General features: G+C 74.7%; 11 protein-coding genes. 4 read left to right on the top strand and 7 right to left on the bottom strand.

Annotation, left to right across the window (positions count from 1 at the left end; genetic code table 11):
- Positions 1–1,055: 1,055 nt before the first annotated feature.
- On the bottom strand, positions 1,056–1,253 hold the full coding sequence (locus AB0B63_RS06780; RefSeq protein WP_208570474.1) for a hypothetical protein: 198 nt from the start codon (positions 1,251–1,253) through the stop codon (positions 1,056–1,058).
- 217 nt (positions 1,254–1,470) lie between these two features.
- On the opposite strand from AB0B63_RS06780, the gene AB0B63_RS06775 reads away from it, so the two are divergent.
- Entirely contained in the window at positions 1,471–1,953 is a 483-nt protein-coding gene (locus AB0B63_RS06775) for a hypothetical protein (protein ID WP_357015125.1), read from the top strand.
- A gap of 88 nt (positions 1,954–2,041) precedes the next feature.
- Here AB0B63_RS06775 and AB0B63_RS06770 read toward each other — a convergent pair whose 3' ends face one another.
- The 3 genes from AB0B63_RS06770 to AB0B63_RS06760 all read right to left on the bottom strand — a co-directional run bounded on the left by AB0B63_RS06770 (position 2,042) and on the right by AB0B63_RS06760 (position 4,186).
- Positions 2,042–2,725, bottom strand: a complete 684-nt coding sequence (locus tag AB0B63_RS06770; protein ID WP_357015123.1) for an SMI1/KNR4 family protein — start codon at positions 2,723–2,725, stop codon at positions 2,042–2,044.
- Positions 2,726–2,939: 214 nt separating this feature from the next.
- Positions 2,940–3,692: a hypothetical protein gene (locus tag AB0B63_RS06765; RefSeq protein WP_208570471.1), complete on the bottom strand. Its 753-nt coding sequence runs from the start codon at positions 3,690–3,692 to the stop codon at positions 2,940–2,942.
- The gene (locus AB0B63_RS06760) at positions 3,689–4,186 is read right to left on the bottom strand and encodes a SigE family RNA polymerase sigma factor (protein ID WP_357015121.1); all 498 of its coding nucleotides are present in this window, start codon (positions 4,184–4,186) and stop codon (positions 3,689–3,691) included. The genes AB0B63_RS06765 and AB0B63_RS06760 overlap by 4 nt, the downstream gene beginning before the upstream one ends.
- A gap of 140 nt (positions 4,187–4,326) precedes the next feature.
- On the opposite strand from AB0B63_RS06760, the gene AB0B63_RS06755 reads away from it, so the two are divergent.
- Together AB0B63_RS06755 and AB0B63_RS06750 are read left to right on the top strand one after the other, a co-directional pair.
- Positions 4,327–5,277 carry a DUF3152 domain-containing protein gene (locus AB0B63_RS06755; protein ID WP_357015119.1) on the top strand — a complete coding sequence of 317 codons (951 nt, stop codon included), beginning with the start codon at positions 4,327–4,329 and terminating at the stop codon, positions 5,275–5,277.
- 120 nt (positions 5,278–5,397) lie between these two features.
- Positions 5,398–8,373, top strand: coding sequence for an Hsp70 family protein (locus AB0B63_RS06750; RefSeq protein ID WP_357015117.1), 2,976 nt, complete (start codon positions 5,398–5,400; stop codon positions 8,371–8,373).
- Positions 8,374–8,610: 237 nt separating this feature from the next.
- Here AB0B63_RS06750 and AB0B63_RS06745 read toward each other — a convergent pair whose 3' ends face one another.
- Together AB0B63_RS06745 and AB0B63_RS06740 are read right to left on the bottom strand one after the other, a co-directional pair.
- Complete coding sequence (locus AB0B63_RS06745; protein ID WP_219464337.1) at positions 8,611–9,408, bottom strand: serine protease; 798 nt, start codon at positions 9,406–9,408, stop codon at positions 8,611–8,613.
- Positions 9,409–9,754: 346 nt separating this feature from the next.
- Complete coding sequence (locus AB0B63_RS06740; RefSeq protein ID WP_208570466.1) at positions 9,755–10,294, bottom strand: hypothetical protein; 540 nt, start codon at positions 10,292–10,294, stop codon at positions 9,755–9,757.
- Positions 10,295–10,415: 121 nt separating this feature from the next.
- Here AB0B63_RS06740 and AB0B63_RS06735 point away from each other — a divergent pair, with 121 nt between their 5' ends.
- Positions 10,416–10,748, top strand: coding sequence for a hypothetical protein (locus AB0B63_RS06735; RefSeq protein ID WP_208570465.1), 333 nt, complete (start codon positions 10,416–10,418; stop codon positions 10,746–10,748).
- A 50-nt stretch (positions 10,749–10,798) separates the two neighbouring features.
- On the opposite strand, the gene AB0B63_RS06730 is transcribed toward AB0B63_RS06735, so the two are convergent.
- Entirely contained in the window at positions 10,799–11,284 is a 486-nt protein-coding gene (locus AB0B63_RS06730; RefSeq protein WP_208570464.1) for a ribose-5-phosphate isomerase, read from the bottom strand.
- Between the last annotated feature and the right edge of the window lie 32 nt (positions 11,285–11,316).

The following is an 11,316-nucleotide window of genomic DNA, read 5'->3' as shown; positions in this document are numbered from 1 at the left end:
TCCCGGTTGACCCCCATCGAGTACGAGACCATCATGACCCCACCGGCCAATCAGGCCGCGTGACTGAAACTGTCACCTATCGGTGCAGCAGACCCCGGCGCGTTGGCCGCGCACTGGCCTGCTGGCGGCCTCCGGCCGGCATCGGCCGCACGCGGCCAACCATGGCTCTTGCTACGCCTGGGGAGCAATGATCGCAGCCTCTATGCGCAGTCCAACGCCAACAAGCACAAGAAGGCCAGCGAGGACATGCAACTCCGCCCTCCCTGCGTCGCTTGCCACAGTAAGCGCGGAGATCAGCAAGCCTGCGAGCGACGCAGAGGTGCCTACTACTCGTCTGGTGTCAGCTCGCCGGGATCGAAGGTCCACTGCGGGACCGTACCGGAGACCGGACATCGAAACTGTCCGCATGGCGACTGACCAGCGACTTGCGGTCGTGACGATCGCAGGACGGTCAACCACCGCAGAGGCTGGGGCGATCGGCTGCCGCGCCGCTTCGCGGCTTGCCACCGGGTACCGGGTCCAGGCGCGCGGAGAGCCGGCAACACGGCAAGCCGCCCCCGGCCCGAGAGGCCGGGGGCGGTAAGCCGCACGCCGCCGGACAGCCACGCGCCCACCGCGCAGCCGTGCCAGCCACGTGCCAGTAGCCGGTGTGCCAGACGGTCCCCAGCGGTCATGATCGGGCACGACGACCCGACCACTGACCAGGCGATCCGGGCAGATCATGACCGCCGAGAACGATCTTCCAAACTGACGGTGCGGGTTCGATTCCCGTCGCCCGCTCCACCCAAAAGACCAGGTGAACCGCCTGATCGCGGCACCTGGGTCGGCTACTTCCCCCACTAGGTGACTGGCATCGGCTCCCGGCGTCACGAGCCGGTTCGGGCGGGATCGCCGGGATGGCAGCCGAGACCTCGGTGATCAGGTCGCGGACCCCCTCACCCCGACCGGTCACGTCACGCTACGACTCATCCGCCTGCGGCTCCGTCGTACCGCCATCAAGGTGCCGCGCCAGCTGAGCGCAGGTCCGCCACGCTCGGCGGATCCGGGTTCGACAGTCAGTCGTCCTCGTCGCCATCGTCTTCGTCGCGCAGCAGGCGATCGAGGTCTTCCGGTTTCATCCGCTTGATCTCAGCTTCGAACTTGTGGCTGTAATTGCGGTCATTGGGATCGCTGCAGTTGCTGGCCGCCACCCGGCCGTACGCCCTCATGAACGATCCGAGTTCGCGTCGAATCCGATCCTGTCGATGCCCCATCCGCCTCACGGTAGGAGGCAGGGCGGTCCCCTCACAGCGATTTACCCGCCGACGACCGGGCGCGTCACCCGAGCCGGTCGATCCGCGTCCAGCTTCTCACCGACGGCGGTCCTCGCAGGTGACGCCGTCCGGCCCGCCGCACCCTCCGGCCCCCCGCACCCTCCGGCCCGCCGGTCGGCGCGGTGCGACACGTCGACGTGTGGGGTAGAACAGCGCCGTGGACCTCGAGACCCTCGGCCGTGCCCTCGACGACGTGTTCGACCACGCGCTGGTCTACCACGGGTTCACCGACTACATGCGGGACTACGAGGCCATCGTCCACGTGACCGCGGATCCCCGCACCGAGATCGCGCCGACCTACCTGCGCTACCGGTTCCGGTACTGCGTCGAGGCGCACTGCCGGACCTCGGTCCCGCCGGTCACCTGGCGGGCGTCCCTGGACGATCGCCTGATCGGCCACGAGACAGGCGTCGACCTGGACGGGTACGTGTGGGGGGTGAAGTGGCACGCGCTCTATCCGGGGGCCCGGGTCCAGGCGGAGTCGGCCACCGCGCGGAGCTGGGCCGAGGCGACCGGGCTCGACTTCCACGAGGTGTTGATCGAGACCAACGCCCACGTGCTCACCCTGGTCTTCTCCGACCTGCAGGTCAGCGAGGTGCCACCGGGATACCGCCCGTTCACGGTCGACGGGGACGGCTAGGTTGGACCGCCGTGCGGGTGCCGGTCGGCAGCGGGCCCGCCACCGTGGGCCGTCGTAACCGGCGCGCAGCCGGGCCGGCCCGGGGCGGCTATGCCGGGGCGGATCCGGTTGCGACCTGGGCCTCGGCTGCCGCCAGCCAGCGCCGGTACCAGCGGGCGAAGCCGAGCGGCGTGCCGTCGTCGTCGTGCAGGGGCCGGAAACCACCACCCTCGGCGATGTCGTCCGCCCACATCCGACCCCGGGCGGGGCCGCTGACCACGAGCGCCTCCCGCAGCGCGCAGCCGAGATGGCACAGGTACAGCATGCCCATCGAGTGCTCGGGCGTGAAGACGAGCCTCTCGTACTGCTCCTCGTAGGCGTCCTGCGCGGCGGTGAACGCCTCCTGCGAGTCGTAGTCGTCCTCGTCCGGGTGGGCGGGCAGGCCGTCGGCCGGGTTGAATGCCGCGACGTGGGCGAAGGGACGCCCGAGCGCCTCCGGGGTGGTGAGGTCGGCGCCGTCGCCCTCCCACTGCCACCGGCCGTCGAGCCGCCGCATCGGGAAGAGCCCGTAGGCCGGCCCGGCTCCACCCCGTCCCGCCTCCAGCAGGAACGACCGGTACTCGGCGGGCAGCTCGACCTGGAACTGCGCCTCGGCCTGCGCCAGCTCCTCGGTGGTCAACGGCGGTTCGAGCTGCCACCCGTGGTCGGCGGCACCGAACACCGCGCCGGCACCGGGGGCTGCGGCCAGCAGCGCGAGTCGTCCGCGGACGTCTGACCAGTCGGGGCGCGTCACGCCGGGGAGGATACAAGCCGGTGCGGCTGTCGGCCCCCGGGGCCGCCACCGCTGCGGTGGGCGGCTCCGACACCGGCCCACGAAGCGGAGGCCGACACCGGCCCACGGAGCCGAGGCCGACACCGGCCCACGAAGCGGAGACCGACCGAACGGGGGCCGACAGAGCGGGGGCCGACACCGGGCCGCGTCCGGCGGATCTGGGCGGGCGTCCGGGTCAGAGCCGCCGGCCGGCCGCGTCCCGGGCGACGATGCCGTCGAGTCGTACGCCGGGGGTGAGGTCGACCGGATCGAACCAGAAGATCACCAGTTCCGGGTCGGTGCTCCACCGGGCCAGCCGGGCGTCGACCTGCCGGCCCCTGACGGTGCCGACGATCCGGGTCGCCGGCCCGACGAAGTACCCGAACGTCGGCACCGGCGGGCGGTCGTCGTCCGGGGGGGTCGCCTCGTCGTACCCGATCTCGTGGAAGCCCGGTCGCCGGTCGCTGCCCTGCACGTCGTTGATGACCATGTCGTTGGTCAACCCGCCGGCGGGGCTGCGGCGGCCGGCCATCAACCCGACCCGCACCCTGGGCTCCTCGGGCACGTCGACCGCCACCAGGTAGAACACCCGCTGGTCGACGCCGTACCGGATGCCGGTGTCGACCACCTCGCCGATCGGCTGCGGGGAGGGCGGCCTCCACCGGGTGGGTCCGGGGGTCGGCGGCGACGTCGCCGGGGGCGTCGCGTCGGGCACGGTGGCCACCCGGGCGGGTGGGCGGTCCGGTGCCGGCGGCCGGGTCCACCGCACGCCGAGCCCCACACCGCCGGCCACCAGCACGGTGACCAGCGCCGCCGCGCCCGCCCCGGCGAGCCGGCGGCGGCGACGCAACCGCCGGCCGTCGCGCATGATCACGGTCAGGTCGAGGTCCTCTGGGTACGGCCGTTCGGTCGCCCGCATCGCCCGGCGCAACTGCTCCAGCTCGGTCATCGGCCGGTCCCCTGGGTCGCCGGGGTCCCGGTGGCGCGCAGCTTCTGCAACGCCCGGGAACCGGTGCTCTTCACCGTGCCGAGCGATACGCCCAGTTCGCGGGCCACCTGTGCCTCCGGTAGGTCGAAGTAGTAGCGGAGCACGACGATGGCCCGCTCGCGAGGGCTGAGCGCGCCGAGGATGTCGAGCAGCCAACGGCGGGTGGCCACGTCGTCGGCGACGTCGCCGCGCCGCTGCTCGGGCAGGTCGTCGGTGGGGTACTCCCGGATCGGCCGCCGCCACCCGTCGACGAGGTGGTTGACCAGCACCGTGCGGGCGTACCCGTAGGCGTCCTCGTCGCGGATCCGGGACCAGGACGCGTACGTGCGGACCAGGGCGGTCTGCGCGGCGTCCTCGGCCTGGTGGTGGTTGCCGGTCATCAGGAACGCGGCGTGTCTGAGCCGCCCGGAGGCGGACCGGGCGAACTCGACGAACTCGGCGTCACCCCGGGCCATGCCCGCTCTTCCCATCTACCACGCCGGACAGGACGGGCGGGGGCACCGAAAGGTTGAGTCCCGTCGGGATCAACTGTTCCGGCGGACCGCCCGTCCTTCCCGCTGCCCGACGCCGCCCGGCGGTGGGCGGAGGAGGCACCATGGCGACGAAGGTTAGCCCCCGCACCGGCACCGGCCCACGCGGACGGTCGGTGACGGCGCTGCTGATGGCGGCCTGGCTGACCGGCTGCGGGATGCCGGCGGCAGAGCGTCCCCCGGCGGGGCCGGCGTCCCCGGCCGTCCCCGCCGGGATGTCGGACCGGCCCGGTGACTCCGGCCGGGCGGGCGGGCCGATCGGGCCGGGTGACTCCGGCCCGGCGGGTGGGCCGGGCAGACCTGGTGGGGCGGGCGGACCTGGCGGACCTGGCGGGGCGGGCGGACCTGGCGGGGCGGGCGGACCTGGCGGGGCGGGCGGACCTGGCGGGGCGGCACCCGCACCGGTCAGTTATCCGGCGGACGGGACCAACCGCTGGCAGGTGGCGGCCGGTGAGCCGGCGGCCCCGGCGGGAACCGGGCGGCTGCTGCGGTACCGGGTCGCCGTGGAAGGCGACATCCGGGGGCTGCCGGTGGCGCAGTTCGCGGCCGAGGTCGGCACGACGTTGACCGCCCCGCAGGGGTGGACCACGGGCGGGACGCTGCGGCTGTGGCGGGTCGGCCCCGGCGGCCCGGCCGACTTCACCGTCCACCTGGCCACCCCGGGCACCCGCGACGAGCTGTGCGGGGACGCGGCGGACGGCTACACCTCGTGCCGCAACGGCAACCGGGTGGTGATCAACGTGGCCCGCTGGGTGAAGGGGGTGCCGGGTTACGGCGCGAGCCTGGCCGTCTACCGGCGGTACATGGTCAACCACGAGGTCGGGCACCGGCTGGGCCACGGCCACGAGCGGTGCCCGGGGCGGGGCCGACCTGCGCCGGTGATGCAGCAGCAGACGCTGGGCCTGCACGGGTGCACCGCGAACGGCATGCCGTACCGCGACGGGGTGCGCTACTCGGGGCCGGCCGGCTCCTACGCCGACGCGATCCCGCCCCGCGAACCCGGCCGTCGGGGCTGAGCGGGCCCGGTGGTCCGGCCCCGGGGTCATGACGGCAGTGAGCACGGCCGGCGGCGGGGCGGCACGGGCTGCGTACCATGCGGGACCGGGCATCCCCTCGCCCGGTGGAGGTAGCGACGGATGGCAGGCCAGCAGGACGGATACGCCCTCGGGATCGACCTGGGCACCTCCAACACGGTGGCCGTGTTGCGCTGGCCGGACGGGCGGACCCGACCTCTGCTCGTCGACGGTCACCCGATCCTCCCCTCCGGCGTGTACGCCGACACCGACGGCCGGCTGCACGTCGGCCGGGACGCCCAACGGCTGGCCCAGGCGGACCCGACGCGCTACGAGCCGAACCCGAAGCGTCGGGTGGACGACCCGACGGTCCTCCTCGGCGACCGGTCGTACGCCCCGGCGGAGCTGCTCGCCGCGACCCTGTGGGCGGTCGCCGAGCAGACGGTGGCGACGGTGGGGTTCCTGCCCCCGGCGGTACTCACCTACCCCGCCGCCTGGGAAGCCCCCCGACGGCAGGTGCTGCACGACGCGCTGGCCCTGGCCGGTTGGCCGTCGGCCGCCGAGCACACCATGTCCGGTCCGGTGCCGGTCGGCACCCGGCTGCTGCGGGAACCGGTCGCGGCGGCCCGCTACTACACCGAGGTGCTGCGCCGACCGGTGCCGGTGGGCGAGGCGGTCGCCGTGTTCGACTTCGGCGGCGGCACGCTGGACGTGGCGGTGGTCCGCAACGAGGGCGCCGACCCCTGGGGCGACTCGGGTTTCACGGTGATCGCCACCGGCGGGATGGCCGACCTCGGCGGACTGGACCTGGACGCGGCCCTGCTCGGACGGCTCGGTGAGCGGCTCGGCGACGCGCAGGCGGCGCTGTGGGCCCGGCTGACCCGGCCGGAGACGACCGGGCAGTGGCGGGACCGGCAGCAGCTCTGGGACAACGTCCGGGGGGCGAAGGAGATGCTGTCCCGGGTCGCGGTGGCACCGGTCGCGGTGCCCGGCCTGGAAACCGCCGTCCCGCTCACCCGGGCGGAGCTGGAGCAACTCGCCACTCCCCTGCTGATCCGGGCGGTCGCCCGGACCCGGGAGGTGGTCGCCGAGGCGGGCCTCACCCCGGACCGGCTCGCCGGGTTGTTCCTCGTCGGCGGCTCGTCCCGGGTGCCGCTGGTGGCCCGGCTGCTGCACGGCGAGCTGGGGGTCGCGCCGACCGTGCTGGAGCAGCCCGAGCTGCCGGTGGCCGAGGGGGCGCTCACCGACCTGCCGCTGCCCCGGCCGGGCCGACGTCCCGGGCCGGCCGGCGCAGCCGGGCCCGCCCCGGCACCGCCGTCGCCCGCCCCGGTGCAGGCCCCGCCCGCCCCGCCCGCTGCGACGCACGACGCCGCGCCGTGGGCACCCGACGCCGTGTCCGCCCCGGTCGGGTCGGATGACGGCCAACCTGCCGGCACGGCCGCCACCCTGCCGGCAGGCGTAGCGCCGACCGCCGGCACGAGCCACACCCTCCTGCCAGGGCCAGGCGCCACCCTGCCGGCGGGACCCGGCGCGACGCTGGTGGCCGGGGCGGGTACCCCGCTCGGTGGGACACCGGTGGCCGGATCAGGCGGAACGCCGGTGCCGACCCTGGGCGGGATGCCGCCGCACGGGACCGGGCCGGGCAGCGCGCCCGCCCCGGCCGGGTATCCGGCGGGCTGGCCGGGCGTACCACCGGGGGCGGTGCCACCACCGGGGACCGGTGCCGGCCCCCCGACGCCGGTGCGGCGCGGGCGTCGCCGGCTGTGGATCGGGCTCGGCGCGGGCCTGGCGCTGCTCGGCGTGCTCGGCGCGGCGGCGCTCTGGTTCACCCGGGACCGCTATCCGGCGCTGGAGTTCCACACCCTCACCCAGGTGGCCCGGCCCGCTGCCGACGGGGACCGGCCGACGGCGATGTTCACCACCGTCCTCGACGACCGCGCCTACCTCGCCTACCAGCTGTCCGACGACCGGCTGACGGTGGTGGCGGTCGACGCCGGCACCGGCAAGCAGGCGTGGCGGAGCACGATCTCGGCGGGCAGCCAGCGGTGGGCCGGTCTGCGGGCGGTGCCGGGCGCGGTGCTGGCCGTCGCCGACGCGGCCGGCGACAGCACCCCCCGCGACGTGGTGGTGCTCGACGCCGGCGACGGCGGGGAACGGTGGCGGCTGCCCGTGCACGGGGACGACGCGGTGCACGTCACCCGGGAGACCCTGGTGTGGGTGGACCGCGCCGGCAGCCGCCTGGTCGGGCTGCGGCTGCGCGACGGACGGCAGGGCTGGGCACAGGACAACCCGCGCAGCGAGTACGGCGACACCCGCAGCACGGTGCTGCCGGTCGGCACCGAGCAGGCCGAGGTCGGCCCCGCCGGGTTCGACGGCGTCTCCCGCGCCCCCTGGCTCGGTGACACCGACCGGCTGGTGCAGGTGGGTGCCGACCGCTCGGTCCGGGTGCTCGACATGGACAGTGGCGAGGTGCTGCGTCGCCGCGACGGGGTGGCCGACGTCAGCGACCGGATGGTCGCGTACGGCGACCGGTTCTACGTCGTGGAGGAGGACCAGGGATACAAGCTGCTCGGCTACGACCTGGGCAGCTTCGCCGAGCCGACGGTGCTCTACAGCGCGGGTCAGCAGCGACGGGTCACCGGGCTGGTGGCCTGCGGCGAGCACCGGGCCTGCCTGTTGGAGGTGCCGGAGGGTGACGCCGAGCGTACCGAGGTGGTCGCCGCCACCGAGGGCAAGGGCAGCCGGCGTTGGGCGACGCCGGGCGGCGCGGACCTGGTGCCGGTGGGTGAGCACCTGCTCGTCCGGCGGCAGTCGCCGAAGACCACGGTGAGCCTGTACGACCCGGCCGGGAAGGCGGTGCTGACCGACCGCCAGGGCACGGCGGCCCGGGTCGACGCCGGCAACCTGCTGCTCTTCGCCGAGACGCCGAGCAGTGTCGAGGACGACCACAGCCTCGCCGGGGTGTCCAAGGCCGGCGACCTGACCGAGATGGGGCAGCTCCAGGGCGTCCGCAGCGAGTCGTGTGCGTGGAACACCTCGGTGATCGTCTGCGGGGCGGAACGGGACTTCGTGCTGTACCGGTTCGCCGGGGACGGCTGAGCCGGTAGCACCGTCCGCGCCGGGACGGTCGAGCCGGTAGCGCCGTCCGCACCGGGACGGCCGAGCCGACAGCGCCGTCCACACGGGGGCGGCTGAGCCGGCAGCGCCCTGAGCCGGCAGCGCCCCCGCACGTGGGCCCCGACGGGTCGGACGTGACCGCGCCACCGACGGCCCGGCAGGGCGGTCGGTGGCGCGGTGGTGCGTGGTGCGGGTGGTCCCGGTTGCGGACCGGGCGGGTCAGCCGCCGAGGCTGGCGGCGGCCGAGGCGATCGACGCGGCGAACGTGCTCACCTGGGTGTAGACGCCGGGGGCGTTGGGCCGGGCGCAGCCGTCGCCCCAGCTGACGATGCCCACCTGGATCCAGGCGTTCGCGGCGTCGCGGCGGAACATCGGGCCGCCGGAGTCGCCCTGGCAGGTGTCGGTGCCGCCACTGGCGTAGCCGGCGCAGATCTCCTCGGCGGCGACCAGCTCACCGGGGTAGGAGGCGGAGCAGCTGGCGTCGCTGACGAAGGGCACCGTCGCCTTGAGCAGGTAACGCTGCTGCGCACCGCCCTCGCGGGCCGCACCCCAACCGGCGATGGTGAAGGTGCCGCTGTCGTACGCGGTGGTGGTGGCGATCGGCAGGGTGGCCTGTGAGGTGACCGGGGTGGCGAGCCGGATGAGCGCCCAGTCCTTACCGGTGCCGTTGTAGCCGGGGGCCCGGTATACGTAGTTCGACTTGACCTGGATCCGGCTGCTCGACTGGAGGTCGACCGCGCCGAGGGTCGCGGTGATGCTGGTGTTCGTGCCGGTGCGGTTCACGCAGTGAGCGGCGGTGAGCACCAGCCGGGGGCTGTAGAGCGCCCCGCCGCAGCCCATGGAGAGCCGGACCATGAACGGGAACTCGCCCTGCGCCGCCCGGGTGCCGCCGACGACGGACGGGGCCGCGTCGGGGGTGGGCGCGGCGGTGGCCGGGGCGGTCAGGACGAGCGATCCGGCGGTGACCGCCACCAGTGTGGCGGCCATCCGGCCGATGAGACTGCGCCAACGGTTCACTGGGCCTCCAACCCTCGGCGGCGCGCTTGGTTGGGCGCCGGTTCGATGGCGGGAGCCTAGGGCGATAAATTGACACAGTTCAACATCTCGATGGGGTCATACGATCGTGGTCCCGCCGCCAAGGGTCACCCGGCCGGACGGGGATGAAGCCGTCGCGGCGGGGTAAGACAGCCCCCGGCCTGGAGGAGTGTCGACCGGTGTCGCGGGGCGTCCCCGCGACCGGACGCGGGCGGACCGGGTCACACCCGGCCCGCCCGCGGTGCCGTCCGGGGCCGGCCCGGGTGGGAGGCGGTGCCGTCCGGCCCGGGTGGGAGGCGGTGGCGTCCGGCCCGGCCAGGCGGCCGGCTCAGTTGCCGGTGAGGAAGTTCCAGGCGTCCATCACCCACTGGGTCTGCTGGAGGTAGGCGATGCCTACCCCGACCAGGAACACCGCGGTCACCAGGTGCGCGCCGCGCGCGCTGCGGCGTACCCGGCCCAGTTGGCGTTCCAGGACCACCCGGCCGAGCAGCCGGGAGAGCGCGAACAGGCCCGCCGCCACCAGCAGGCTGAGCAGGAAGGTGAGCAGCGGGGTGCCCAGTTCGCCCCGGCCGGAGATGGCCCAGATCCCCCAGCAGACGAACGCGAACAACGCGCCGGCCGCGCTCCACTCGCCGCCCCGGCGCAACTGCTCCACGTGCCAGCTCATCGGCCGGCGCGGCGTCGCCGGCTCGGACCAGCCGGACGTGTCGTGCTCGACCACCGGGAACGGCTCGGTACGCGGAGCCCGGGACTGCCCCACCGAGGCGACGCCCCGACGGAACGGCTCCCGCTGCGGCGGGACCCCGACACCGGGCTGGGGTGGCACCTCGACGGTCCGCTCCGCCCACGGCTGTGTCTGGTCTGCCATCTCGTTTCCTCCCCATGACCGGTGCCGGCCGTCGACCGGTCCACCACCTCCGAGGGTAGCGAGCGGACAAACTGCCTCGACCGGCCCGGCCCGGGGGCCTGCCGGACGGTACGGTCGGGAGATGGCGGATGCGGAGCGGCGGCGACGCCGGTTACGGCACCAGCCGGAGGCGACGGACGGTGGCGGTGAGCTTCCGACGGCGGCGACGGCACCGGTGCACGACGGGACACCGGCCCCCCGGCCCCGACGCGGTGGCCCGGGGGCGGAGGACAGCGAGCGGGGGCTGCGCGGGCTGGTCGGTTCCGGCTCGTCCCAGGTCGGGGTGGGTTCCGCGCTGCGGGCCCGGGACGCCGCCCGCCCCACCGAGCAGGATCTCGCCGAGGCCGAGGAACGACTGGTGATCATCCGACGGAACTGGGTGCCCCGGGAGGAGTTGCCCCGCTCGGGCCGGTGACCGGGCCGGCGGCGGCCGGCCCGGTCGAGAGGTCAGGACGGGGGCGGGGGTCAGGGCAGCTCGGCGGGGGCGGGCAGCTCGGGCAGCTCGTGGGTGCGCTCGTACTCGGCCACCTGGGCGATCCGCCGGGCGTGCCGCTCGTTGCCCGAGAACGGGGTGGTGAGGAACGCCTCGACGATGGCGGCGGCCTCGTCCAGGGTGTGCTGGCGGGCGCCGACGGCCACCACGTTGGCGTCGTTGTGCTGCCGGCCGAGCTGGGCGGTCTCGACGCTCCAGGCCAGCGCCGCCCGGATGCCGGCGACCTTGTTGGCGGCGATCTGCTCGCCGTTGCCGGAGCCGCCGATGACCACACCCAGGCTGCCCGGGTCGGCCACCACCCGGTCGCCGGTGTGCAGGCAGAAGGTCGGGTAGTCGTCGTCGGGGTCGAAGGCGTGCGGGCCGACGTCGACCAGCTCGTAGCCCTGCTTGGCCAGATGATTGGCCAGGTGCACCTTCAACTCGAAACCGGCGTGATCGGATCCCAGGTAGACGCGCATACCGGGCAGTCTGTCAGGGCCGCGCCCCGGCC

The sequence above is a fragment of the Micromonospora sp. NPDC049081 genome (genome assembly GCF_040648835.1).
In the GTDB taxonomy this organism is placed as follows: domain Bacteria; phylum Actinomycetota; class Actinomycetes; order Mycobacteriales; family Micromonosporaceae; genus Micromonospora; species Micromonospora antibiotica.
This window is presented reverse-complemented; position numbering and strand designations above follow the sequence as displayed.

What these genes read in the sequence shown, in the direction of transcription:
- AB0B63_RS06755 (WP_357015119.1), top strand. Translation starts at nt 4,327, where the DNA reads ATGGCGACGAAGGTTAGCCCCCGCACCGGCACCGGCCCACGCGGACGG.
- AB0B63_RS06730 (WP_208570464.1), bottom strand. Translation starts at nt 11,284, where the DNA reads ATGCGCGTCTACCTGGGATCCGATCACGCCGGTTTCGAGTTGAAGGTG.
- AB0B63_RS06735 (WP_208570465.1), top strand. Translation starts at nt 10,416, where the DNA reads ATGGCGGATGCGGAGCGGCGGCGACGCCGGTTACGGCACCAGCCGGAG.
- AB0B63_RS06740 (WP_208570466.1), bottom strand. Translation starts at nt 10,294, where the DNA reads ATGGCAGACCAGACACAGCCGTGGGCGGAGCGGACCGTCGAGGTGCCA.
- AB0B63_RS06750 (WP_357015117.1), top strand. Translation starts at nt 5,398, where the DNA reads ATGGCAGGCCAGCAGGACGGATACGCCCTCGGGATCGACCTGGGCACC.
- AB0B63_RS06765 (WP_208570471.1), bottom strand. Translation starts at nt 3,692, where the DNA reads ATGACCGAGCTGGAGCAGTTGCGCCGGGCGATGCGGGCGACCGAACGG.
- AB0B63_RS06780 (WP_208570474.1), bottom strand. Translation starts at nt 1,253, where the DNA reads ATGGGGCATCGACAGGATCGGATTCGACGCGAACTCGGATCGTTCATG.
- AB0B63_RS06760 (WP_357015121.1), bottom strand. Translation starts at nt 4,186, where the DNA reads ATGGCCCGGGGTGACGCCGAGTTCGTCGAGTTCGCCCGGTCCGCCTCC.